The 24,353-nt window shown below is 46.6% G+C and carries 18 protein-coding genes; 7 read left to right on the forward strand and 11 right to left on the reverse strand.

The window, feature by feature from the left end:
• Positions 1–30 precede the first annotated feature (30 nt).
• From QUA77_RS06455 to QUA77_RS06465, 3 genes are all read left to right on the forward strand, one after another.
• On the forward strand, positions 31–1,035 hold the full coding sequence (locus tag QUA77_RS06455; protein ID WP_333054398.1) for a LysR family transcriptional regulator: 1,005 nt from the start codon (positions 31–33) through the stop codon (positions 1,033–1,035).
• A 125-nt stretch (positions 1,036–1,160) separates the two neighbouring features.
• The gene (locus QUA77_RS06460) at positions 1,161–2,606 is read left to right on the forward strand and encodes a serine/threonine-protein kinase (protein ID WP_333449612.1); all 1,446 of its coding nucleotides are present in this window, start codon (positions 1,161–1,163) and stop codon (positions 2,604–2,606) included.
• A 13-nt stretch (positions 2,607–2,619) separates the two neighbouring features.
• Positions 2,620–4,293, forward strand: coding sequence for an asparagine synthase-related protein (locus tag QUA77_RS06465; RefSeq protein ID WP_333449613.1), 1,674 nt, complete (start codon positions 2,620–2,622; stop codon positions 4,291–4,293).
• A gap of 520 nt (positions 4,294–4,813) precedes the next feature.
• On the opposite strand, the gene QUA77_RS06470 is transcribed toward QUA77_RS06465, so the two are convergent.
• Positions 4,814–5,818, reverse strand: a complete 1,005-nt coding sequence (locus tag QUA77_RS06470) for a zinc-dependent alcohol dehydrogenase family protein (RefSeq protein WP_333449622.1) — start codon at positions 5,816–5,818, stop codon at positions 4,814–4,816.
• A gap of 198 nt (positions 5,819–6,016) precedes the next feature.
• Between QUA77_RS06470 and QUA77_RS06475 the strand changes: the two genes are divergently transcribed.
• Both QUA77_RS06475 and QUA77_RS06480 read left to right on the forward strand, forming a co-directional pair.
• Complete coding sequence (locus tag QUA77_RS06475; RefSeq protein WP_333449614.1) at positions 6,017–7,075, forward strand: transposase; 1,059 nt, start codon at positions 6,017–6,019, stop codon at positions 7,073–7,075.
• 242 nt (positions 7,076–7,317) lie between these two features.
• Positions 7,318–10,863: an EAL domain-containing protein gene (locus QUA77_RS06480; RefSeq protein WP_333449615.1), complete on the forward strand. Its 3,546-nt coding sequence runs from the start codon at positions 7,318–7,320 to the stop codon at positions 10,861–10,863.
• Positions 10,864–10,899: 36 nt separating this feature from the next.
• On the opposite strand, the gene QUA77_RS06485 is transcribed toward QUA77_RS06480, so the two are convergent.
• The 6 genes from QUA77_RS06485 to QUA77_RS06510 all read right to left on the reverse strand — a co-directional run bounded on the left by QUA77_RS06485 (position 10,900) and on the right by QUA77_RS06510 (position 14,136).
• Complete coding sequence (locus QUA77_RS06485; RefSeq protein ID WP_333037172.1) at positions 10,900–11,064, reverse strand: four helix bundle protein; 165 nt, start codon at positions 11,062–11,064, stop codon at positions 10,900–10,902.
• On the reverse strand, positions 11,018–11,266 hold the full coding sequence (locus tag QUA77_RS06490; protein ID WP_333037173.1) for a four helix bundle protein: 249 nt from the start codon (positions 11,264–11,266) through the stop codon (positions 11,018–11,020). Before QUA77_RS06490 ends, QUA77_RS06485 begins: the two co-directional genes overlap by 47 nt.
• 111 nt (positions 11,267–11,377) lie before the next feature.
• Positions 11,378–11,896 carry an acetolactate synthase small subunit gene (gene ilvN / locus QUA77_RS06495; RefSeq protein WP_041622928.1) on the reverse strand — a complete coding sequence of 173 codons (519 nt, stop codon included), beginning with the start codon at positions 11,894–11,896 and terminating at the stop codon, positions 11,378–11,380.
• Between the two features lie 438 nt (positions 11,897–12,334).
• Positions 12,335–13,147 carry a carbon-nitrogen hydrolase family protein gene (locus QUA77_RS06500; protein ID WP_333037174.1) on the reverse strand — a complete coding sequence of 271 codons (813 nt, stop codon included), beginning with the start codon at positions 13,145–13,147 and terminating at the stop codon, positions 12,335–12,337.
• A 254-nt stretch (positions 13,148–13,401) separates the two neighbouring features.
• Positions 13,402–13,530, reverse strand: a complete 129-nt coding sequence (psaJ, locus tag QUA77_RS06505) for a photosystem I reaction center subunit IX (protein WP_333037175.1) — start codon at positions 13,528–13,530, stop codon at positions 13,402–13,404.
• Between the two features lie 117 nt (positions 13,531–13,647).
• On the reverse strand, positions 13,648–14,136 hold the full coding sequence (locus tag QUA77_RS06510) for a Photosystem I reaction center subunit III (RefSeq protein WP_333037176.1): 489 nt from the start codon (positions 14,134–14,136) through the stop codon (positions 13,648–13,650).
• 330 nt (positions 14,137–14,466) lie between these two features.
• Between QUA77_RS06510 and tsaD the strand changes: the two genes are divergently transcribed.
• Both tsaD and QUA77_RS06520 read left to right on the forward strand, forming a co-directional pair.
• Positions 14,467–15,540 (forward strand): tRNA (adenosine(37)-N6)-threonylcarbamoyltransferase complex transferase subunit TsaD, encoded by a 1,074-nt coding sequence (gene tsaD, locus QUA77_RS06515; protein WP_333449616.1) that lies wholly within the window; start codon positions 14,467–14,469, stop codon positions 15,538–15,540.
• 46 nt (positions 15,541–15,586) lie between these two features.
• Positions 15,587–16,075 (forward strand): N-acetyltransferase family protein, encoded by a 489-nt coding sequence (locus QUA77_RS06520; RefSeq protein ID WP_333449617.1) that lies wholly within the window; start codon positions 15,587–15,589, stop codon positions 16,073–16,075.
• Between the two features lie 297 nt (positions 16,076–16,372).
• Here QUA77_RS06520 and QUA77_RS06525 read toward each other — a convergent pair whose 3' ends face one another.
• The 4 genes from QUA77_RS06525 to QUA77_RS06540 form a co-directional block, all read right to left on the reverse strand.
• A complete protein-coding gene (locus QUA77_RS06525) occupies positions 16,373–17,113 on the reverse strand; it encodes an HAD family hydrolase (RefSeq protein WP_333449618.1) in 741 nt (246 codons plus the stop codon).
• 190 nt (positions 17,114–17,303) lie between these two features.
• Positions 17,304–17,687, reverse strand: a complete 384-nt coding sequence (locus QUA77_RS06530) for an endonuclease domain-containing protein (RefSeq protein WP_333449619.1) — start codon at positions 17,685–17,687, stop codon at positions 17,304–17,306.
• A 397-nt stretch (positions 17,688–18,084) separates the two neighbouring features.
• Entirely contained in the window at positions 18,085–22,302 is a 4,218-nt protein-coding gene (locus QUA77_RS06535; RefSeq protein WP_333449620.1) for a chemotaxis protein CheB, read from the reverse strand.
• Positions 22,303–22,535: 233 nt separating this feature from the next.
• Positions 22,536–23,945: an adenylate/guanylate cyclase domain-containing protein gene (locus tag QUA77_RS06540; protein WP_333449621.1), complete on the reverse strand. Its 1,410-nt coding sequence runs from the start codon at positions 23,943–23,945 to the stop codon at positions 22,536–22,538.
• Positions 23,946–24,353: the final 408 nt, after the last annotated feature.

Raw genomic sequence — 24,353 nt, forward strand, 5'->3', positions numbered from 1 at the left:
CTGACAACTGACAACTGACAATTTAGATATATGTCTGACCTTCCTTTCACTTTAGACCAGTTACGCATTCTCAAGGCGATCGCCTCTGAAGGAAGCTTCAAACGCGCCGCGGACAGCCTCTATGTATCCCAGCCAGCAGTTAGCTTGCAGGTGCAAAACTTAGAGAGACAGTTGGACGTGCCGCTGTTTGACCGGGGGGGGCGGCGGGCGCAACTGACCGAAGCCGGACACCTGCTGCTGAGTTACGGCGAGAAAATTTTATCGCTTTGCCAGGAAACTTGTCGAGCTCTCGAAGACTTGCAAAATCTCCAAGGCGGTACTTTGATCGTCGGCGCTTCTCAAACAACGGGAACCTATTTGCTGCCCCGGATGATCGGGATGTTCCGCCAAAAGTACCCGGATGTAGCAGTACAGCTTCACGTTCACTCGACCCGCCGCACGGCGTGGAGTGTGGCAAACGGGCAAATCGATTTGGCAATTGTTGGCGGAGAGATTCCTACCGAACTTGTAGAAGCTTTAGAAATTGTTCCTTACGCTGAGGACGAACTGGCTCTGATTCTTCCTCCGTCCCACCCGATGGTACAACAAGAAACTATCCAAAAAGAAGACCTTTACAAATTGCAGTTTATATCCCTCGATTCGCAGTCTACGATCCGCAAAGTAATCGATCAGGTACTGACTCGCTGCGGCATAGACACGCGCCGCTTGAAAATAGAGATGGAACTAAATTCGATCGAAGCCATTAAAAATGCCGTTCAGTCGGGGCTCGGAGCTGCTTTTGTGTCGGTTTCGGCGATCGAAAAAGAGTTGCTCATGGGCGTCTTGCACAAATCTCAAATGGACGAAGTTTTGGTAACTCGCATTTTGTCGCTGATTTACAACCCCAACCGCTACCGTTCTAAAGCAGCAGAGGCTTTCAGCAATGAAATTTTGCCCCAGTTTGCTACTTATTCGACCATCCTGGAGAAGAAAGAACCCCCGGCGCTCGATTTGGGATTCATAGAAATAGGAACTCCCAACTCGGCGGGAAGTTAATCTCTTAGGTCGCTGGCAGTTAGCAGTTCGCGGTTAGTTGAGAAATCGAAATCTGGTTTAACAATCGCTTTTTCTTCCCTCTTCCCTCTTCCTTCTTCCCTCTTCCTTCTTATTAGCAAACAAAAATGGAAGTTTACTGCACCCGACCGGGCTGCCCGCGTCCTCAAAACTATTTTCCTGACCTCGATGACAGTTCGCGGCTTAAAACGGTGCAGCAAAAGTTTTGCACGACTTGCGGGATGCCCCTGATTTTGGGCGGGCGCTATTTGCCCGTGAGGTTGTTGGGTCAAGGCGGTTTTGGGGCGGCATTTTTGGCTAGAGACCGCTATACTCCAGCGATGCGGCAATGCGTTGCTAAACTTTTGCAGCCGTCGGTAAGTCTGACTCCGCCACAGCTACAAATCGCTCAAACTCTGTTTGAACGGGAAGCGGCGGTGCTGGAAGAACTGGGAAACGAACATTCCCAAATTCCGAGTTTGCTGGCTTTTTTTGAGCTGACTGTTACGAGTTTGCAGCCGGGAAAAAACGATCAGTTTTTCTATCTGGTTCAAGAATTTATTGACGGTAAAAATTTGGAGGATGAACTAACTGTTAAAGGCAGGTTTTCGGAGGTGGAAACGGTGGAGGTGCTGCGGGAAATTTTGAAGGTTCTCGATTTTGTTCACTCTCGCGGTTCGATTCACCGAGATATTAAACCTGCTAATATTATGCGGGGTAAAAACGGTCGGCTTTATTTATTAGATTTTGGGGCTGTTAAACAAGTAACGCAAAGTGTTGGGGGTGCAAAAGCTTCGACTGGTATTTATTCTTTGGGTTACGCTCCGCCAGAACAGATGAGCGGGCAAGAAGTTTATCCGGCAACGGATTTGTATGCTTTGGCTGTGACTTGTATTACTTTGCTGAGTGGTTTGCAGCCGACGGAGTTGTTTGATAGTTACAGAAACGAGTGGAATTGGCAGTCACGGGTGCAGGTAAGTTCGCGTTTGGCTCACGTTCTCGATCGAATGTTATTATCAGCTCCCAGCCAGCGTTTTCAATCTGCGAGTGAGGTGGAAGCGGCTCTGATGTCTCGGCCTCAACAACATTCTCAACCACCTACAGTCGTGGTGGCGCCGCCTCCGATACCTCTTCAACCGACTCTGCCTCCTCCTGTACGGGTTCCTGCAACACCTCCAGGAGGGCTGCAACCTTCGCAGAGAGCGACTTTTTCGATTTGGGAGGTTTTGTCCGGGGCGGCGTTTACGGGTTTTGAGGGGGGGGTGCTGGCGATCGCCCTGACGAGTTTGCTGCCGTCTCCTGGCTTGAGTATCGGATTGTTGGGGATGATTGTGGCGGGTTTGATTTACGGCCAGTACCGCAGGGCGATCGAACAAACTGAGATGTTGATTATTGGTGCAGGTACTGTGGCTTTGCTGTGGTTTTTCCCGGCTTTACAGACGGCGGCACTTGCGATTTATCCGAATTCTCCGATCACGGGCGTGTTGTTTGTGGGATGGTTGGGTGCTTTGGGTGCGATCGCTGGAACAGCTATTTTTCGCTTGATTTATAAGTTACTTTCTAATATTTTTTAAGCTAATTAAATCGATGCAAAATCAGAAGTTGATTAACCCGAATTGGGTGATTGCTTGGGGCCCAGAAGCCCGATCGCGCCCTGCAACTTGGGAAACTTCCGGTTTTGCCATAATCGGAGCTGAACCCACCTTCAGCCCCAATCAGCGATTTGTGCTGGTAGGTGACTGCTGCTTCAATCGCACCCCCACGCTCAAACAACAGATTGACACCGAGGGATTGACCGATTTGGCGATCGTCGGGCGGCTATGGGAACAGTCAGGCCCTCAAACTTTGAGCTTACTGGAAGGACAATTTGCCCTTGCTGTGTGGGATACAGAGGAGGAAACCTTGTGTCTGGGGCGCGATCGCGTGGGAGCCAAAACCCTCTATTACACCCGTGCAGGAACTACTCGCTGGATCGCGCCTCGACTGCGATCGCTCAATCCGTATCACAATCGAGAACTTGATTTAGTTGCTTTGCGCGACTACTTGTGCTGTGCCTTTGTACCCGGAGCACAAACGCTGTGGGAAGCCGTGCGAGAGTTGCGGCCCGGTAGCTACCTGTACTTACCGGATATTGAGGCGCAGAGATACTGGCAGCCACAGGAGCAAATTACTAACGCCGATCGCCCTTTGGAATGGCACAGTCAACAAGTGCGATCGCTTTTGGAACAACTGGTGCAGGAAGCGCTACCAGCGGGAGAACCAGTCGCAGCATATCTTTCGGGCGGGGTTGACTCAAGTTGCGTCGCGGCGATCGCCACAAGGCTGCACGATCGTCCGGTACACACTTTCTCGATGCACTTTGGCGCTCAATATCCCAGCGAGATTGAATTTGCCAACATCGTCGCAGCACATTGTGGCACTGAGCACCATATTTTAGAAGTTTTGCCAAAGCAAATTTGGGAGTTGCTACCAGAAACGCTGGCGGCGATGGATGATCCGGTGGGGGAAGGCTTGACGGTTCCCAATTTGCTGTTGGGGCGATCGGCAAAGCAATTCGCAGACGTGGTACTCAATGGCGAAGGCGGCGATCCTTGCTTTGGCGGGCCCAAAAATAAGCCGATGTTACTCAACAGTTTGTACGGTTCGATTCAGGGTAAACCCGATCCGATCGCAGCTTACTTGACTTCGTTTCAAAAATGCTATGTGGATTTGCCACGTTTGCTGAAGCCGGAGGTTTGGGAAAAGGTGAAGAATGCGCCTTCCGTCTTTGCTGAGGAATTGCAACAGACAGAAACGACGTTTTTGAATCGGCTGATGCTGCTCAACATTGAGTTTAAAGGAGCCGATTACATTTTGACCAAGGTGAATAATCTCACGGCTGCGGCGGGACTAAAAGCTCGATCGCCCCTATTCGATGCGCGGATGGTGGGGCTGAGTTTGCAAATTCCGCCAGAATATAAGCTTTCGGGCGCGCAGGAAAAAGCGGTTCTCAAGGCTGCTGTGGCGGATTTGCTGCCCGATGTCATTGTCAACCGTCCGAAAAGTGGCATGGTGATGTCGATGCAGCAGTGGTTTTTGAGGGATTGGCAGCGGCAAGCGCGATCGTTGCTGCTGAATCGTCATGCGGCGATCGCGCCTTACCTCGATCGAACACTAATCCGCGAGTGGCTAAACTATCGTGGCGAAGTTTTTCCCCGCTATGGGCTGAAGCTGTGGCTGCTGGTGACGCTGGAAATTTGGTTACAAGTGAATCGCCGTTAGTTATCCCAAATTAGGAGACGCCGCTGTGCCTTTCGTCATGTTAAATTCAGCAGTTGACGCCCAAATTGCTCGATCGACAATGGTATTTTCCCTATGCGGTTTTCGCTCTTGTTTATACCACCAGTTGACATTTTTAGGCTGCCAGCCTTTTAATCATCAGCGTAATAATATGAATTCCGGTTGTATTGGAATGATGAAACCGCAGAGGGCGCAGAGGATACAGAGAAACGGAAGAGACAGATGGATCATTCCGATGCCAATGGATTTTATATAAAACAAAGATTTACCTTGGTCGAATTAGCCAGAACTCTCTCAAGACTATTAACGAGGATTTTGCACCTTTCTATCCAAGAATTTCATATCATGTCCGCTCAATTAACCATAATATCCCGGTCGGGGCGGGTTTTTGAGATTGTCAATTATTGGCAGGTATTCTTGGCTCACTGGTCCCTACAAAAATCTCGTTCCCTCGACCGGACATGATATCAGTTGTGAATTTCTTATTTAACCAGGCGCATTTTTAACCCCCAATTTCAAGCACTATTTTCCCAGTTACTGAGCCTGTTTCTAACAGTTCGTGAGCGGCTTGCGCTTCTTCGAGAGGGAAAGTTTTGCTGACGTGAATTTTTAGCAAGTTGCGATCGCACAAACGAGCACACTTCTGCAAAATATGAGCCTGCTGTTCCTGTTCCTCCACCAAACCTTCTAGCATTGGTGTTAACATTAATTCCAGACTAATTCTCAGATTCCGCATTCTCGCTGTTTTCAAATTGCCCAAACCTGGATCGGGTTCCAAAATTGTTACCAAATCTCCATAAATCTTCACAGCCGGAATAGTTTGGTAAAAAGTTTCTCCCCCGACTGTATCGAAAGCCAAATCAACTCCTTGTCCTTGAGTCCAAGTCAAAACCTCATCGACAACATTGGTATTTTTGTATAAAATAACTGAATCTGCACCTAAGTGCTTGACAAAATTGGCTTTTTCCTCAGAACTAACAGTCGTGCAAACCTCTGCCCCCTGTAATTTCGCCAACTGTACCGCGACGTGGCCGACACCGCCTGCACCGGCTTGAATCAGCACTTTTTGACCGGCTTGCAAGCGCCCTCGATCGTACAGCGATTCCCAAGCTGTAATTAAAACTAACGGTGCCGCCGCCGCCTCAGCAAAACTTAAAGCAGCAGGCTTGAGGGCGAGAAAGCGTTCGTCTACAACGGCAAACTCAGCATAAGTACCGATCGACCCGCCCAAACCGCCATTGCAGAAAAAAACCTCGTCTCCCACTTGGAAACTTTGCACACCAGCACCGACAGCCTCTACGACTCCAGCACCGTCGCACCCCAAAACGTGAGGAGCTTTATCGGGGTAAAAAGTGCCGCGCGATCGCAACTTAGTATCTATCGGATTGATACCAGCCGCTCGCAACCGCACCAAAACTTCAGTTTCTGTTTGTATAGTAGGGGCGGGGATATCTTGCAGTTTCAATACGGACGGGCTTCCGGGGGTTTGAAAAACGATCGCTTTCATCATGGGTGTTACACTAGATCAGATAATCCCTAGACTTTATTGTATATTGCTTAGCAAAGCAACAAAAAAGTTTTCGTTTATCCCAAAATTTATGATTGTTGTTGAAAGGCTTTACATAGATCGTCAGCATCAGTTTTATAAACAGTTTGATGACTTATCATTTTTGTCCAAAAATCTCAACGACCATGGTAAATATTTATGAGGAAACACTTTTTCACTTCTGAACCTAAAGTTAGTGGTACTAAAATTATCAGACAGTTATTTGCTATCTTAAAACCTAGAGACGGCTCTCAATCATTCCCTGCTAAAATTAGCAATCAAGTTCTCAAACAAATTGTTCACGCTTGGGAGGATTGCCAAAATTCAAGAATAGCTTATGACCGAGATATAGCTACATTTTTATTCCTCCCCAGCATCCCCCAATACCAACCTAAAATCTGTACAGGTAACTTGTTCACTTCTGATAACCAATCCATAGAAAAAAGCGGGATAAACCCCAATAAGGGACTAATTTATTTATCTCAAAGTGACATAATAATTTCTACAAACTCCCAAAATGTCATAAAGGTAAGGGTAGTTCCTGCAAAAACGCTATACTTTTTTGAGGTGGCTAGTCTAAAGCCTGTAAGGTTGGTGGATTTAAATTACCACCTCAGAGCAGGTATATGTTTAGGGATTGATAACCTCGTCGCTGTGACATCTAATAAGCCAACATTTACCCCAACTATTTATGATAAAAAACCTCTCAAATCAATTAATAAACGTGTCAATCACCACCGAGCATTTTTACTGTCAAAATTTGACCTGGGAAAATCTACCACGCGCCCACTCCAGCAAATCACCTTTAATCGAAACAAGCAATTAGAAAACTCCCTTCATCAGACCACCAGTGGGATTGTCAAGCGGTTGGGAGATGAGAAAATAATCCAGTTAATTATGGGCACAAATGTGAGGGGGAAACAAAATATAAAATTAGAAAAAAAACATCACATTTTTGGAGTAATTCCTCATATCCAGCTCATAAGATTTATTACTTACAAAACTGAGTTAGTCCGTATCAAGGTAATAGTTACACAAGCATATTATACAAATAAGTGCAGATTTGGGGATTTAGAGCCTGTCGGTAAGCAAGAGTCTTGCCAGGATAAGAGCGGTAAACGGGGGTGGTTTCGGTCTTGGAATGAAAGTCCGATTAATGCTGATGTAAATGCAGCGTTAAATATGATTAGAAAAGTAAACGTAAACTTACCCCATTAGAGGAGTGCCACAACCGTATATATGTGTTTGCAATTTCACCTGCACGGGTTCAGCCTGTACGAAAAAAAAAACAAAAAGTTCGGTAATGTCAAGTATTGCCAGGTTTTTTGTGAACTGTTAACTCTCTTGTCGCCTTCGCGGCGATCTGACCTTGTATTCGTTACCCATCCGTGACGATACTTAGTTATTTTTAAATAGATTGGCTTCAGATAACTACAACAATTGTCGAGCGGTGCTAATCGATGTTCGATCTAGATTTATTTTTTTACTTTGAGATTCTTGCATATCTTCTGGGATTATTGGCGACTTTAGCCGTGGTGTCCGCGATTTATATCAAGTGGCACCGAAGGCCTTCCAGTCTACCGCTAGCCCAAGAGCAACGGCAGTTGGTAGACTTAAAGCCCGACGATTTATCTGCAGGATTGAAAATGCGGAAAAACTTTTTGATTTTCCCCAACTCAAATCGGTGGCCGGCAACTGACAGCTTCTTGGGTAAAGTTTTAGGTATAAGCCGCGCTGTATTCTTTGCCAAGCAACAGCGCCTAACTGTGAATTCTTCGCCTATTGTGGGGCCTGGAACCAGCAAAACCCTAAGTCTGAGCATTTCGGGTTCGAGGGGGGAAAATCCCGATCGCCCGAATGCCGAGAATCCTCCCAAAGTTAATGCTTTCGCACAATTAGAGGAAGATTTGCTGGGCGAAATCCTAGCAGGTACTGATTCGCCGGGGGGAGCAGAATTCTTTGATGCCTTAGTTTGCCACTTAGCCTCAGCACTCGGAGTTCGCACCGCCGTCGCTGCCAAATCGATTAAGTCGAAGGCACGCACCGATGCTGCTGCCGATAGATTGCAACTTATCAGTTTTTGGAGCGACGGACAGCAGCAGCCAAACTTTGAGTGCGACACCGCCAATACTCCCGAAGCGCGGGTGCTGGAGGCGGGAATGTATGCCTGTCCCGACAACCTCGGGGAAACCTTTCCAGAAGACCGCAGACCGGTAGTTACAGGTGCGCGCAGTTTCCTGGGAGTCTTGCTGAAAAACTCTTACGGCGAACCTTTAGGCATTATTTGTATTTTCCACGATCGACCCCTGGTGGAAGCACATCTTGCCAAATTCCGATTAATTCTCAGCATCTTTGCGGGACGGGCAGCCGCCGAGTTAGAGCGGCAGCGCCTAGAAGCAGCACTGTCCACTGTAGAAGCGAAATACTGCGCCCTGGTAGAACAAATGCCCGCTGTCACCTACATTTCTCCCCTCAACCGCAAGGCTGCCAAACTTTACATCAGCCCGCAAATCGAGACTTTTCTAGGTTATTCTGTAGCTGAATGGAGAGCAGACCCTGACCTGTGGCTGAAACTCGTTCACCCAGAAGACCGTGATCGGGTGTTAGTTGAAAACGCCACACAGAAATTCAGCGATGGAGAAGATATTTTCTGCGAGGGGTCGCTGGTTTCAGAATACCGCGCCATCGCCCGCAACGGCAGAGTTGTCTGGTTCCGCGATCAAGCGACCGCAGTTCGCGATGAAGCAAGCAAGTCTGTCATCCTTCAAGGCGCAATGTTTGACATCACCGAGACGAAAGTAGCTGCCAGCGCGCTGCTAGAAAGCGAATACCGCTATTACACCTTGGCAAAAATACTACCTGTCGGGATTTTCCGCGCCGACGCTGCTGGAGATTGCTTGTACGTCAATGAGCGATTTTTGGAGATGGCGGGACTGACTGCACCAAAGGCACTAGGCGAAGGTTGGGCGCAAAGTTTGCATCCCGAAGACCGCGAGCGCGTTTTGAGCCAGTGGTATCGCGCTGTCACAGACAAGTTGCCCTGTAAGTTAGAGTACCGTTTTTGCAAGGGTGACTTTACAACCTGGGTCTTTTGGCAAGCAGTGCCAGAAATGACCAAAAGCGGTGAAGTTCTAGGCTATCTCGTCACGTTGACGGATATCACCGATCGCAAGCAGGCAGAATTCGCCCTGCAACAGGCGGAAGAGAAATACCGCAGTATCTTTGAAAATGCGATCGAAGGCATTTTCCAGACAACGACCGACGGACGCTACCTCAGCGCTAACCCTGCTTTGGCGAGAATTTACGGCTACGAGTCGGCCGCGGAATTGATCGCGAATATCCAAGACATAGACCGCCAACTTTACGTCGATCCCAACCGGCGCGTCGAGTTTTTGCGCGCGATCGAAAAACAAGGTTTTGTGTCTGAGTTCGAGTCCCAAGTTTATCGCGCTGATGGCACTACTATCTGGGTTTCCGAGAACGGCCGGGCAGTTCGCGATCCTGACGGAAATTTACTTTACTACGAAGGAACTGTCGAAGATATTACCCTCCGCAAAATAGCAGAAGATAAGTTAGTACACGATGCTTTGCACGATATGCTAACCGGTTTGCCCAACCGAGCTTTATTTATGGATCGCTTGGGGCACGCGATCGATCTTTCAAAACGCCGCCCCGAGATTTTGTTTGCGGTGCTGTTTATCGATCTCGATCGCTTTAAGGTTGTTAACGACAGTTTGGGGCATTTAGTGGGCGATCGATTGCTAATCGCGATCGCGCAGCGTCTGGGAATCTGTTTGCGCGGTGGAGATACCGTTGCCCGTCTCGGCGGCGACGAATTCGCTATTTTGCTGGAAAATATCAAAAGCACCGAGGATGCGATCCTGATTGCCGAACGAGTGCAAGCGGAACTGGCAGAGCCTTTTTACCTTAACGAATATCAAGTTTTTACCAGTGCTAGCATTGGGATTGTTTGTTCTGGTTTGCCTCCGTATCCAAGGGAAACCAGCACATTGTCGAGTCCCGAGAATCTGGGAAATATCGATCGGGAAACTTCTTTGTCTTGCTTATCTTCCGACTCTCCTGTTCCCAATGTCCCGTTCCCCATGTTGTACGATCGGCCTGAAGAACTGCTCCGAGATGCAGATGCTGCCATGTATCATGCTAAGGGATTGGGCAAAGCTCGCCACGAAGTTTTTGACTTAAGTATGCACACTCGCGCCGTCGCCCTTTTGCAACTGGAAAACGACCTGCGACGCGCTTTAGACTCCCAGGAATTTCAGCTTTACTATCAGCCTATCGTCTCTCTAGTTACTGGTAGAATCAGCGGTTTTGAAGCGCTGCTGCGGTGGTATCACCCGCAGCGCGGTGTCGTATCTCCTGGCGAGTTTATTTTAGTAGCTGAAGAAACTAGATTGATTATACCTATGGGCTGGTGGATGATGCGATCGGCTTGTCATCAGATCCACGAGTGGCACCAAAAATTCCCAGCAAATCCGCCGTTGACTGTCAGCGTCAACCTTTCTAACCAGCAATTTAAACAACCAGATTTAATCGATCGCATTAGCGAAATTTTACAAGAAACTCAGCTTGACCCTCGCACTTTAAAGGTAGAAATTACTGAAGGCGTTATCATGGAGAATGCCGAATCTGCAGTCGCTATCCTCGCGGAATTGAAAAATTTAGAAATTCAATTATATATTGACGATTTCGGCACTGGCTATTCTTCTTTGAGCCGCCTGCACACTTTTCCAACTGATGCTTTAAAAATCGATCAAGCTTTTGTTAGTCGTATGACTGAAGATGAAGGCAACGAAGCGATTGTACAGACTATTTTAATTTTAGCCAGTCATTTAGGAATGGATGTAATTGCTGAAGGAATCGAAACCATCGAACAGCTTAATTTACTTAGAGCGCTGCAATGCGAATACGGACAAGGATACTTTTTCTCAAAGCCGATAGACAGCATCGCAGCCACACTTTTGATAGAAAGTGAACCTAAATGGTAATTTGACTGTTGACTGTTGACTGTTGACTGTTGACTGTTAACCTTTGGCTTTTTGTTTGAGTGAATTAAGATAGGCATTGAGTTTTGGTGAAAGTTCATTTAATAAGGGATGCAGGCGATCGATCTGTTCTTGAGTTAAAAGATTTCGAGCTCCGTCAAGTCTTAACCAGTGTCTTGTTTCGTTTAAGGAACCCAAGAGCAATTTTCACAAAACGCTGATTATCTTGGCAGCTATAGCGTCCATGTCCTTCTGCAATATTAGCACCAACACTATCAGCCGATCGTACTATTTGTTTGCCCATCGTATCCTTCGTAAACTCGTCCCATTTTTTAACAATAAACCATATTTCGTTTGATATTTTTTCAGCTAATTGATAAACTTGTAGCTGTTGAAAGCTTTCCATATTAGCTTGTTTAAATAATTAATAGCAAACAATTAATTAATGACCAATACAAGTTAACCGTCAACCGTCAACCCTCAACAGTCAACAGTCAACAGTCAACAGTCAACTAACTTAAACTTTCGCTTCCAAAGATTTGAGAAACTCAGTATTTACCCCCGACTCCCGCGTCAGGGCAATTTTCCCAGTACGAGCAATTTCCTTAATCCCAAATCTATTCAGAACTTGGACGATCGCCACCATTTTACCGGGATCTCCGACAACTTCCAATGTCAGCGTATCATCACCAATATCCACCACTCGCGCTCTAAAAATTTGAGCTAACTCAATGATCTCCGATCGCGTCCCGCTAGCAGCATTAACTTTCAGCAACATCAACTCCCGTTCCACACAGGGAATTTCCGTTATATCCTGAACTTTAAGCACGTTAATCAACTTGTACAGTTGCTTTGTCAACTGTTCGATAATTTGGTCATCTCCGGGTACAACCATCGTAATCCGAGAAACTCCCCCTTGTTCCGCCGGGCCAACGGCCAGACTTTCAATATTAAAACCCCGACGGGCAAACAAACCAGCAATTCGAGTGAGGACACCCGCTTCATCTTCAACTAAAACCGAAAGAGTGTGTTTCATTTCTCCAAAAAGACGCATTTCGTGCAATTCTACTTTCGCCAATTCGCCTTTTAGCAGAATTGCACGGTCATTGAACCTGTATTAAACAATATATAGCAGTTGACAGTTGACAGTTACATATAGCAGTTCGATCGCTTTGTGAGGTACGCCCGCTGTGCCCTATATCCCAGAACACCTGATGTTACTGAGAAAGACTCTAGTATCCGACTCAAACCGTTGATGAAGCAAGGGCTCGCGGGATCTATTCATGATGTTATTTATGTCAAGACCGATGTAGCGGTTACTATATTATCTTGTACCAGCAGGTATGGGGTCGATTCTTCAATTCTAAAATTGCTTTCGCAGTGTTCCCGATCGCCCTGCAACCTCTAAAATCTAAAATCTAAAATCGATTGACGGGAACTGAAATTTTGAGACCCATTGGGTCTCAAAATTCCTTCAAAGAAAAACCCGGTGTTGCAGAGATGGCATCTGGCGGCGGACTTGTTCTAGTCGATCGGGATTAATTTCTGCAATCGCCACACCCGGTTCCTCTCCCGCATCCGCCAACACAACACCCCAAGGGTCTATAATCATCGCGTGACCGTGAGTTTGACGGCGACCGTAGTGGCGGCCAGTTTGTGCTGGGGCAATCATATAACAAGTATTCTCGATCGCCCTAGCTTGCAACAAAACCTTCCAGTGATCCTTGCCAGTGTAAGCGGTAAACGCCGCCGGCACGAACAAAATATCAGCCCCCTTGTACGACAAATGCCTGTACACTTCCGGGAACCGCACGTCATAGCACACGGAAAGTCCCAGCGTCCCTAAATCCGGCGACACATAAAGCGATGGCAAATCTTCACCAGCTTTCACAGTGTTCGATTCCCTGTAAGTAATGCCGTCGGGAACATCCACATCGAACAAATGTACTTTTCTGTACCTTGCCACTTCAGTGCCGTTTGGGTCTACCAGCAAACAAGTATTGTATACCTTGCCCCCTGGAGTCGGCACGGGAAATCCGCCGCCCAGAATCGTTACCTGGAACCGTTGTGCCATCGTTTTGAGGAATTTTTCGCTTTGGAGTCCGATCGCCTCTGCTAAAGCAATCTTTTCCTCTTCTTCGCCCATAAACGAAAAATTTTCTGGTAAGGAAACTAACTCCGCACCCCGACGCACTGCCAGGTCGATTAATTCCTCTGCCTGAACCAAATTTTTTTGCAGGTCAGGCAAGCTAGTCATTTGAATTGCTGCGGCGAGATAAGACTTCATCGATTCACAATATTAGTCAATAGTCATTAGTCAATAGTCATTAGTCATTAGTCATTAGTCATTAGTCATTTGTAACTAATTTGATAACTAAATAGTTGATAGCCTTGAATTTTACCCATTTATGCGCTGTATAGCACGAACTGGTAGGTTTGAGAGTTTTGATATTTGAGTTTTAAATTAACCTGTAACTCATAATTCAAAAATCAAAACTCTCAACTTTTACCTAGGTTTTGCAACCTAATTTCCCTCAAATCTTAAGGCATTGGATGGAAAAGCAGGTCGGGGAAAAAGCGGTTAAATTCAATTAAAGCCGCAGCTTGAATAGATATCCAAAGGATAGCCAATACTGGTGCTGTCGAAAGAAACTTGACAAAGTATTGCATGAATTCTGCTCCTGAAAATTCCAGACAGTTGGTAATTGCCGATCAGTCTAGCGCTAATTGCTAATTTCTAGTTAATGAATTAACTGTTAGCTATTAGCTCTTCTCCATTTCCCAATTTTAGCGGGGGGAAACAGTAATTTCGTCGTCCTTCGCAAACATTTCACCGCTGGTGATTGATGTGAGAGCTGCCAGAGGCCATAAAACGCCGCTCAGCATACATTTGATTGCCAAAGGAACGTCGATAATAATCTCTTTTTCCTCTGGGGTTGCTGATTTTTTGGTAACTTGCAGATAAGAACGGCCGACCCAACCAATCCAACCTGCGATATACAAGAACAGTATGCTAGGAATCAAAAAGTCCCCTGCTTTGCTCAAGTTGCCGTCTACGATTAAGTGGGGGTATCCTTCCGGGCCGCACATAGCTTGAGAATAGCGATCGAATCTTGCTTTCGCAGATGCCGGGTCGCCATTGGTAGAACGTGCATTTTTAGCCAGTTCCTTGAATTCGGGAGAGTCTTTGCACGGCACTAAATTGTAAGCCGAAGCAACTGGAGCAAAACTGATCCAGACACTCAACACTAAAATTGCAGCAAACAATCGTCGCATGGAATTGTTTCCTTTTGTTACAAAACAATAAGTTTTTGTACAAGCATTTCAACTTGCCGATCTCGAATCCAGATGATCGTGTTTGTTGACAGTGTAAAGTATCCATCATTGATGCGGCAAAGCCCAATAGAATGAGGGATTGCCGTTTTCATAGGTCAATGCTGAGCTAGCAATACCGCGAGGATATTCCTTCATTGCATCAGATGATGACCTTACCTGTCGATCGGGCAAAAATCCCTTAACAATAACCTGAGTACAGGTAGAGCGGGGGACTTGCGCCGAATTAGTTAAGCTAGCAATAACTAACCTATCAAATAAAATTACCAGTTAATGGCAACCATTTTCGCAATCGAAACAAGTTGTGACGAAACAGCAGCAGCAATTGTTAAGAATCGTCAAGTTTGCAGCAATGTTGTAGCATCGCAAATTAAAATCCACGAGCAGTTTGGTGGGGTTGTGCCGGAAGTGGCTTCGCGGAGTCACCTAGAAATGCTCAATCAGGTAATTGCCCAGTGTCTCGGTGAAGCAAACCTCAGTTGGTCAGAAATTGACGGCATTGCAGCGACTTGTGCCCCCGGTTTAGTAGGTGCATTGTTAGTCGGGCTGACAGCGGCGAAAAGCTTGGCAATAGTCCATCAAAAACCTTTTTTAGGCATCCACCACCTCGAAGGGCACATCTACGCTTCTTACCTTACCGAACCCGACTTGCAGCCACCGTTTTTGTGTTTGTTAGTTTCCGGGGGACACACTAGCTTTATTTACGTCAAAGATTGCGGCGTTTACGAAACTGTAGGACACACGCGCGACGACGCTGCCGGCGAAGCTTTTGATAAAGTTGCGAGACTGTTGCAGCTAGGATATCCCGGCGGGCCACTGATTGACAAATTGGCCGCCCTTGGCAATCCCCAAGCATACCCTCTACCAGAAGGCAGAATTTCCTTGCCTGGTGGCGGCTACCATCCCTACGACAGCAGTTTTAGCGGGTTGAAAACCGCAGTTTTGCAATTAGTACAGAAACTCAAGAGACAAAATAACAATGTGGGTGCTGAAGGCATCTTGCCTGCCTCTACAATTAATGATATTGCGGCCAGCTTTCAGGAAACTGTAGCTAAGGGTTTAACAAAAAGAGCGATCGACTGTGCGGTAAATTTCGGGCTTACCACTATTGTAGTGGGCGGGGGAGTTGCAGCAAACAGCGGACTCCGAAAAAATTTACAAGCAGCAGCAGCAAAACACAACTTGCGAGTATTGTTTCCGCCATTAAAATATTGTACAGACAACGCCGCAATGATTGGCTGTGCCGCGGCAGAACACTTGCAGCGAGGACACACATCGCCGCTGACTTTGGGACCAAATTCAAGAATGGCCCTCAGCAATATTATGGAACTGTACAAGAGTCCTTAGTTATTAGTCATTAGTTAACAGTCAACAGTCAACAGTCAACCAAACGATGAAAATTCGCGACGCAGAAGAAAGCGATTTGCCAGCAATTGTCCAAATATATAACGCAGCAATACCGGGCAGAATGGCCACAGCAGATTTAAAACCAGTCTCAGTCGAAAGCCGCCTGCCGTGGTACAGAGAACACTCGCCCAATTCCTGGCCGATTTTGGTAATGGAATCAGAACAAAATATTGTTGGCTGGCTGAGTTTTCAGCTTTTCTACGGACGCGCCGCCTATCAGCATACAGCAGAAGTTAGCATCTACGTCGCACCCGATCGCCAACGCTGCGGAATCGGACAAAATTTATTGCAATCGGCAATTGTGCGGAGTCCAGAATTGAAGCTTAAAACTCTCATAGGAATAATTTTTGCTCACAATCAGCCGAGTGTAAGATTGTTTGAGAAATTTGGCTTTCAGCGGTGGGGATATCTGCCACAAGTTGCCGAACTTGACGGCGTTGAAAGAGATGTCGTAATTCTGGGTTTGCGTTGTTAGCTGTAGGGACACCGCAATGCTTTTTATCGTGTTAACTTAAGATTAAAAACCTTTGTATCTCTCGCTTATAGCCGAGGCCAGATCCCCCTAAATCCCCCTTAAGAAGGGGGACTTTGAATGCTCTTTCTTGTCTCCCCTTCTTAACGGGACGAAAGAGAAGACTATTGTCCCCCCGTTAAAAAGGGAGACTTTGAACACTCTTTCCCCCCCCTTCTTAAGGGGGGTTAGGGGGGATCTGGACTCAGGTACAAGCGAGATTTTCCCAAGCAAAACCTGCCCAGGCGATGTGATGTTTGCTCAATCTGCTAAAATTTTAATTTCATCCAAAGATGCGATCGCCACATCCGCATTTTCCAAATGGCGAACCTCCGCCTTCCCCCAACAAATCCCGATACACCCGGCCGCGCCCGCATTTTTACCCATCTGAATATCGCCCGCTGAATCTCCCACCATCAAAGTTGCTGCGGGATTTACTCCGAGTTTCTCACAAGCTTCCAAAAACAATTTCGGATCTGGTTTGTGAACCGTTGAATCCACTCCCATTTCTAACTGAATGTAGTCACCTAATGCGTGGTGTTTCACAAAATTCTGCACTACCTCCGTCGTAGCCGCCGAAAGAATTCCCAGTTTTAAACCCGCTTCCGAAAGATATTTCAGCACCTCCAAACTGCCGACAAATAAAGGAGAAACAGCACTATTTTTAAACATTTCGTCAGCTTCGTCAAAAGCGCGGCGCGCAATAGTTAAAGATTCCAGCCATCCCCTGCCGGTTTCGGCGATGTATCCCGCTGCAACAATCTCGTTTTCCCTGCGACTGCCCACTGCTAGCAAGCCCGTGGGGTCAATGCTGCCGCTTTCGATACCAAAAGCCATTTGTAAAGGCTCTCCAACCCCCGGAATTTGAGCGTCTGCGAGGCGCGATCGCTTCATCCCCAACAGTCTCAAAAATTCTTGAGAATCCTCTAGAGTGCCGTCTTTGTCAAAGATTACGGCTTCGATATTTGAGAAGGTAATGCCCCGACATTTAATATTTACCAAGAATCTGAACTCCGTAATTATTATATTTTTTTGTATAGTCTCATATTGTGGTATTTTTAGCAATTGTTTTTAGCGCAACCTAACTCTCTTGTCCCCCCCTTATTAAGGGGGGATCTGGCCTTAACTATTACGAGATGCCCGATCGCACTCTTGTCTCCCCTTATTAAAAGGGGTTAGGGGGGATCTGGCCCTAAGAATGACGATCGCACGCACTCAACAACTCCTGACAAACTCCCTCAAAACACTGCAACACATCAACATTCGTAAACCTGACAACTTGCAGTCCATACCCCTCGAAAATCCCTGTTCTTTCCGCATCATATTGTTTCCCCTGTTCGGTAAAATGACTCTCGCCATCAACTTCAATTACCAATCTCAAAGCAGCACAATAAAAATCTACAATAAAATTGTCGATAGGTCGCTGTCTCAAAACTCGAAAAGGGAAATTTCTCAGAAAATCTTCCCAAAGTTTCTTTTCGGCTGGAGTTGGATTTTTCCGAAGTTCCTTGGCGATAGGGATCAGTTTTGGGTTGTAAGGTAGGTGGAAATTCGAGTCGTTTAATTTGGTCATCATCCTCCTAATCTCGGATCGCTCCCCCCTTAAAAAGGGGGGACAATACTCTTCTCAAAGTCAACCCCTACTCCCCTTCTTAAGGGGGATGCGAGGGGGATCTCCGGGGGATAAGGAGTGTTATACCAATTTTTTATGAGGCTGCACATATCTCGATCCCCCCTAGCCCCCCTTAATAAGGGGGGGACAAGATTCCGATCAAAGTCCCCCAACAATCAGGGGGATTTAGGGGGAGCGAGATATGTGCAACTTCACGTTAAATTGGTATTAACGCCAGCGTATTTGGTCATCATCCTCCTAATCTCGGATCGATCCCCCCTAACCCCCCTGAAGAAGGGGGGGACAATAGTTTAACTGCCTAATTTAATCTCAAACATCATAAATCACAACTCCAAAATATTTAAGATCTTCCCGCTAAATTGGCAACTATTAATGATATTTGATCGGGCTGGACAGGTTTGGAAATATGCATTTGAAAACCGGCTTGGATCGCTCTAGAGCGTTCTCGATCGCTCGCATAAGCAGTCAGCGCCACGGCTGGGATTTCTCCTCCGGCTTCTGCAGCAAGAGCTCGCACTTCTCGAATTAAGAAATACCCATCATCCTCTGGCATTCCGATATCCGAGATTAGCACGTCATATCTGCCGGGGTTTTCCTTCATAGCAACGATCGCACTTCTGGCAGATTCCACCGTCGAAACCTCCGCCCCGTAGCTTTTGAGCACAAATTCTAAGAGTTCCCGGGTATCGATCTGATCGTCTACAACTAAAACGTGCAAGCCTTCGAGAGAGGGGACGACATCATTTGAGGGGTTTAAAGACCCTACCAAAACAGTTGACTTTAAATTGATTGTCGAAGTCAACTCTTGAGGCAAAAATCGCAGCGGCAATCTCACAGTCAGTGTAGTTCCTTGTCCCTCACCCGGACTTTCGGCTTGCACCGTTCCTCCGTGCAATTCTACCAGATGGCGCACGATCGACAAACCCAATCCTAGCCCTTGATTCTGCTTAGTGCTGGTGAAATCGGCTTGATGGAAACGATCGAAAATATACGGCAAAAAGTCTGCCCGAATGCCTTTTCCCGTGTCGCTGATTTGAAGTTGAGCCTGATTCTCGATCGCCGACAGCGTGACTTCTACTCGTCCCCCCGCAGGAGTAAACTTAATGGCATTAGACAGAAGATTCCACACAACTTGTTGCAATCTATCAGCATCGCCTAAAACAGTTGCACCACTCAACTGCGAAACAATTTCAATGTTTTTTGCCTCCGCTGATAATTGAACCCCATCCAGCGCAGCTTGCACCACCAAAACCAGATCCATCAAACTGCTATTAAGAGCGAGCTTGCCGCTGGTAATCCTGGCAATATCCAGGATATCTTCGATTAACTGAGATTGCGTCCTAGCGCAGCGCTCGATCACTTCTAGAGCGCGATTAGCCGCTGCTTCTTCCAGCACGCCGGAGCGGAGGAGTTTTGCCCATCCCAGGATCGGAGTCAGGGGATTGCGGAGTTCGTGGGAGAGATTCGCGAGAAATTCATCTTTAGCACGGTTAGCACTTTCTGCTTGTTGGCGGGCCAACTGTTCCTGCTCCAATAACTGCCATCGTAGTATCTCCAACTGCTTGCGCTCGGTGATATCCTCGATCGACAACAGAATCATTAAAGCTTGGTCTTCTTGTTGAAGTTTACAAGCATTAAGCAGCATAGTTTTCTGCCCTATCTGCTCAAAAACGTGCTCCAACTCAAAGTTTTGAAGCTGAACATCGCTAACGAGAATATCTTCCAATATCCATCGTAATTGGGGGATATTCCACTGCCCGTTTCCTAGCTCAAACAGCGAACATTTCGCTATTTCTGAGGATGAAACCTGAAACGTTTTATAGAAGGCTCGATTTGCTTTATTCACTCGGAAATTAGCATCTAGCGCGACTAAAGGCGTTTGCACAGTTTCCACGATCGCCTCAGCATAATTTCGTGCTGCCTCTAAGGTTTTGGTACTGCGTTTGAGCGCGTCAATATCTATCAAAACCATGACCACACCGTCAATCAGGTTTTCCGTTGTCCGGTAAGGACGAATGCGGAGGTTGTACCAATATCCCGATAAAGTTTGAACTTCTTGTTCTTTCGTCTGGAGAGTATCAATCACCTCCAAAATCATCTGTTCCAAGTCGGGAGCGTTCAGAGTCGATCGGATGTCGCTAAAGGGTCGTCCAATATCTGTCGGAATCAGACTAAAAATTTGCGGTGCCGTTGGCGTAAAACGTCGAATCTGTAAATCGTTTGTCAGCATTAAGATAGGGATATTGATACTGGAAAGCAAATTTATCAGATCGTTATTGACGAGGCTTTGTTCAATATTTCGGCTGCGAAGTTCCTCGTTAGTGGTAGTGAGTTCCTCATTAGTGGCTTGAATCTCTTCTTTGGCAGTTTCTAACTCCTCGTTGGTGCTTTGCAACTCCTCGTTGCTCGATAGGATTTCTTCGTTCGCAACTTTGAGGTCTTGGTTGAGACTTTCCTGAGCCTGGATCACCGCTTGCAGTTGGGCTTGAGCGGCATTTTTTTCTTGGTTAGCGACTGCAAGTTGCTGCCTCTGCAGCTCAATTTCGCGCACTAAATCAGCTTGCTCGAAGCTTTCAGAAGGGAGGGTGCTGAAGTTAAGCACCGGCGGTAAAGCCTCTTCAAATACCACCAAAAAGTAGCGTCCTTCGACTGCCTGTGGCGGGAAGGGCATCACCTCAAAATTGACGAGACTCGATCGTCCGCCCGATTCAAGCAATACCCCTTCTTTCCTAATGGTTACGTTCTGCGTTTGTGCCTGATAAATCGCGGTGCGAAGCTCAACCAGCAAGCCTGCCCTTACCATTGCCAGCAAGTTTAAGTCGAGCGTTTCGGCTACCACTCTCAAGTAAGGATCGATGTCTCCCCGCAGTTGGATGATTTTCATCTGCTCGTTGACAACCACACTTGGTGGGGAATAGCGATTCAAAATCAGTTGGTCAGTTGCTCGCTGTAAGTCAAAGCTATTCATTAATTTTTCTTCATTCGCTCCCTGCTGTTGAGCAGCTTTAGCGACGGGATAGGAACTCGGCGTAAACGAAAAAGTGGGACGACTCGCAGTCAAATTTTTCGCATAAACTTTACACTTTTTATCCACTGAAGTAAACAAGTAGGAAAATTCTCCGGTACTCTCAGAAGTGCCTAACAGGAGAAAGCCCGTTGGGTTAAGACTGTAATGGAAAATCGGCATCACTTTTTTTTGTAATGACTCTCCCAAGTAGATCAGCACATTGCGACAGCTAACTAAATCGAGATTGGAAAAAGGCGGGTCGCTGCCTAAGTCTTGTCGGGCAAATATACAGAGTTCGCGGACTGCCTTGCTAATTCTATAGCTACCTTCCTCTTGGGCAATAAAGAAGCGAGTACGTCGCTCTGGTGAAACATCTACCATCTGGTTTTCTGAGTAGAGGCCAGACCTCGCTTTGCCGATCGCCTGTTCGCCAATGTCCGTGGCAAAAATCTGGATCGGTGGCTGGATAGCTCGATCGCCCAAAAACTCTAACAAGCAAATGGCGATCGAATAAACTTCTTCACCTGTCGAACATCCCGCCACCCAAACCCGAATCGGAGTTTCGGCCGATTTATTTTGGGTAATCGTGGGGAAAACCAGCTCTTTTAACTTTTCAAAGGCTTCCGGGTCACGGAAGAAACTGGTAACGTGGATCAAGATTTCTTCATACAAAGCTGTGACTTCAGCCGAATTGTGCCGAAGATGTTGGGCGTAATCATCCAAGCTATCGAGCTTGTACAGCACCATCCGCCGCTGGATACGTCGAGCGATCGTCGTGGGTTTGTAGTGGCTGAAATCTACGCCTGTAGCCGATTTTAGCAGGGCAAAAATACTTGCCAGGGCATCTCCCTCTTCGGGCGATTCCTCAACTTTTGTCAGGGGAAGCGGACCAGTGAGAAGGGGATTGCGACTATAGTTTGCCAATTCCTCGGCAATTTTTTCCGGTGGCAAAACGAAATCGACATTGCCTGTGGCAACAGCGGTATTCGGCATACTATCGAATTTTGCCGTGCCTTGACATTGAGCAAAAGTCATGCCTCCGGCTGCTTTGATGGCGTTGAGCCCGAGTGAACCGTCTCCGTCTCCCCCGGATAATACTACGGCGATTGCTTTGTGTCCGCGATCGACTGCCAATGACGTAAAAAACGCATCTCCCGGCATATATTTGCCATAAATCTTCTCGCGGGGCGATAGTTTCAGCGCGCCGTTAGATACCACCATCTTGGTGTTGGGCGGAATAACGTAGACTTGATTTGGCTCTACAGCTATGCCGTCTTTTACCTCATTAACAGGCATTTGCGTCGTTCTCGCGAGAATCTCGCTCAGCAGACTTTTGTGATCGGGGGCTAAATGCTGAATCAGCACAAACGCCATACCCGTATCGCTCGGTAAATGGCTCAGTAACTGCGTGAATGCTTCCAACCCTCCTGCTGAGGCGGCAATCCCAACTATGGGAAAGGGGGCATCGGTTTTTGCTGATTGTTCGATGTTGAGGGCGGGTGGTGCGATCGATTCGGGTGTATTTTCTGGAGATAATTGAGGAGAAGTCATGATGTGAAGTCCTCGACTTCAGTTATTGAGCCGCCAACATATCTGGTAAGCGTGCGGCGGATTAATTCAGACTATTTTTATCAGAGCTTAGGTTGCCATTATAACGGCAGTCGCTTCCGGATGAGCTAAACTGTTGGAGCCATGCTCTGAGGGCGATCGAAGAACTCTATCTGCTGTCGGGACGATCGCAACGAGAGGCTGGCAATAACTAAGTAGTATATCTGCTTACCTACTTAGCTTTTTTCAGCGACCTGTGTAGCAGAAAGTGCGATTACTGATTCCGTATTAATTCTAGCAGTATAAGTGACTTGTGCGCCTTGTATGCCCTTTAAATCTTCAACTCGTTTGTGAATTTCCGACACTCCAGCAGCTTTTAATGCTGTCAAAAATGCTTGGTCGCTGTAAACTTCTTCTGAAAACGAAACTTCGTCACTTTTAGAAAGATTTTGAATCCGGGCAGCTTTGTTGACTGTGGAGCCAAAATAGTCGATCGAATTATTGAGATTTACCAGCAAAGCCGTACCTCGGTGAATGCCAATTCTGACTTGAATCCACTCTGTTTGTTGGCGAGTTGAATTGTATTCTCTGAAACAAGCCACAGCACCGACGGCCGCCATAATTGCTTGTTCGTTGCTGATAAAGGAAGCCATGACGGCATCGCCGATGGTTTTAATGACTTTACCGCCAAATTTCTCGATCGACTCAAAGAAAATTTCAAAATGATCGCGCACAATATTGTAAGCTTTAGTATCTCCCAGTGTTTCGTACATTCTGGTAGAACCAGTAATATCAGTAAACATAATAGTAATCGCCCGAATCTTGACTCGCTCTCTTTCCGATATTACTTGATCGCCGAACAAACGCTTATAATCCGGGTGATGAAGCAGTTGCATTCCTGACAGCCGCAGGGGCAGTTTTTCTACTGTCAGTTCATCGGGCAATTCATCTGAATGCAAAATCAACCCGGACAAATTGTGCTCGGTATTAGTTAATTCTATCTTGACTTTTCCCGGACGCACGACAAGCTCTTGTTTGTCAAAATCTGGGCCGGCCAACTGCTGGAGTTTAATTTCTTGTATGTCTTCTGTTCCTTCCCCTTCAACCTTTAAAATCCCTTTAGCTAAAGTCAGGGGACAACAGTAGCGGTATCTACCTTCTTCTAAGGTGACAGTCTCGGATTCAGTGCAGTATAAAGGCGTTACCAGTTGCAGTTTGCTCTGGAGTACGGGAGGGGGAGCGCAGACGGGCCGCAGTTGCGGGTCTTCGATTTCTTTGTTCAGGGAAAAAGTAACTTCGACGCGATCGAGCAAATCAATTTTAAACTCGCGATCGCACATCGGGCAAAAAGACATTTCTGATGTGTCTGCCAAGTCTTTAAATTCTTCTGTAATCATGTTGCAGTGGGGACAGTGAATATCCCAGTGCAAGTCGAAGACACCAGCTTTCACTCCGTGCAGAAATTCGGAAGTAATTTTTTTAACATTCTTGACTGTATCGCCTGCTACGTAGTAAGGATTAATTCTCAATCTCTGCAAAATGTGGGAACTGGTTAACCAGTTTTCGATTTGGTCGATCGTTCCTTTGCTAGAATTGGGACGTTTTTTGAGCTGTTCTAATTTTTCTTTTAATAGTGCGATGTTCATGATCCACTTGCCTTTGAGCGTCAGGGCAAGAAATTTATAATAATTTGGTTTTATACTTTTCTCGTCTGGCTAGTTCTGCCGTGAGAATTCTTTCTGATGAGTTTGCACCTGTGCCCATGTCTCTGGACCTTTATAAAGGTTAACAAATTAGCACCATGAAGGCCATGCCTATTTAGGCAGATCGATCGCGCTCTCACTTGTTTTGATTCAAAGTGCGATCGGTGCATCGGTCTACAGTAATATCTTAAATCTCGGTAATTAACAATCGGGAATTGGGAATTGGGAATTGGGAATTGGGAATTGGGAATTGGGAATTGTCAACCACCCAGCAGCGACTAATGACTAATGACTAATGACGAATATCAATTCCCGCTGCCTCGAAATGATATCAAATCCGCGCTTCATCGT

The organism is Microcoleus sp. K5-D4, from assembly GCF_036704575.1.
Lineage (GTDB): Bacteria > Cyanobacteriota > Cyanobacteriia > Cyanobacteriales > Microcoleaceae > Microcoleus.

Excerpts from the sequence above, each read along its gene's own strand:
- QUA77_RS06455 (WP_333054398.1), top strand. The coding sequence starts at position 31 with ATGTCTGACCTTCCTTTCACTTTAGACCAGTTACGCATTCTCAAGGCG.
- QUA77_RS06460 (WP_333449612.1), top strand. The coding sequence starts at position 1,161 with ATGGAAGTTTACTGCACCCGACCGGGCTGCCCGCGTCCTCAAAACTAT.
- QUA77_RS06465 (WP_333449613.1), top strand. The coding sequence starts at position 2,620 with ATGCAAAATCAGAAGTTGATTAACCCGAATTGGGTGATTGCTTGGGGC.
- QUA77_RS06470 (WP_333449622.1), bottom strand. The coding sequence starts at position 5,818 with ATGAAAGCGATCGTTTTTCAAACCCCCGGAAGCCCGTCCGTATTGAAA.
- QUA77_RS06475 (WP_333449614.1), top strand. The coding sequence starts at position 6,017 with ATGAGGAAACACTTTTTCACTTCTGAACCTAAAGTTAGTGGTACTAAA.
- QUA77_RS06480 (WP_333449615.1), top strand. The coding sequence starts at position 7,318 with ATGTTCGATCTAGATTTATTTTTTTACTTTGAGATTCTTGCATATCTT.
- QUA77_RS06490 (WP_333037173.1), bottom strand. The coding sequence starts at position 11,266 with ATGGAAAGCTTTCAACAGCTACAAGTTTATCAATTAGCTGAAAAAATA.
- ilvN (WP_041622928.1), bottom strand. The coding sequence starts at position 11,896 with ATGAAACACACTCTTTCGGTTTTAGTTGAAGATGAAGCGGGTGTCCTC.
- QUA77_RS06500 (WP_333037174.1), bottom strand. The coding sequence starts at position 13,147 with ATGAAGTCTTATCTCGCCGCAGCAATTCAAATGACTAGCTTGCCTGAC.
- psaJ (WP_333037175.1), bottom strand. The coding sequence starts at position 13,530 with ATGCAATACTTTGTCAAGTTTCTTTCGACAGCACCAGTATTGGCTATC.
- QUA77_RS06510 (WP_333037176.1), bottom strand. The coding sequence starts at position 14,136 with ATGCGACGATTGTTTGCTGCAATTTTAGTGTTGAGTGTCTGGATCAGT.
- tsaD (WP_333449616.1), top strand. The coding sequence starts at position 14,467 with ATGGCAACCATTTTCGCAATCGAAACAAGTTGTGACGAAACAGCAGCA.
- QUA77_RS06520 (WP_333449617.1), top strand. The coding sequence starts at position 15,587 with ATGAAAATTCGCGACGCAGAAGAAAGCGATTTGCCAGCAATTGTCCAA.
- QUA77_RS06530 (WP_333449619.1), bottom strand. The coding sequence starts at position 17,687 with ATGATGACCAAATTAAACGACTCGAATTTCCACCTACCTTACAACCCA.
- QUA77_RS06535 (WP_333449620.1), bottom strand. The coding sequence starts at position 22,302 with ATGACTTCTCCTCAATTATCTCCAGAAAATACACCCGAATCGATCGCA.
- QUA77_RS06540 (WP_333449621.1), bottom strand. The coding sequence starts at position 23,945 with ATGAACATCGCACTATTAAAAGAAAAATTAGAACAGCTCAAAAAACGT.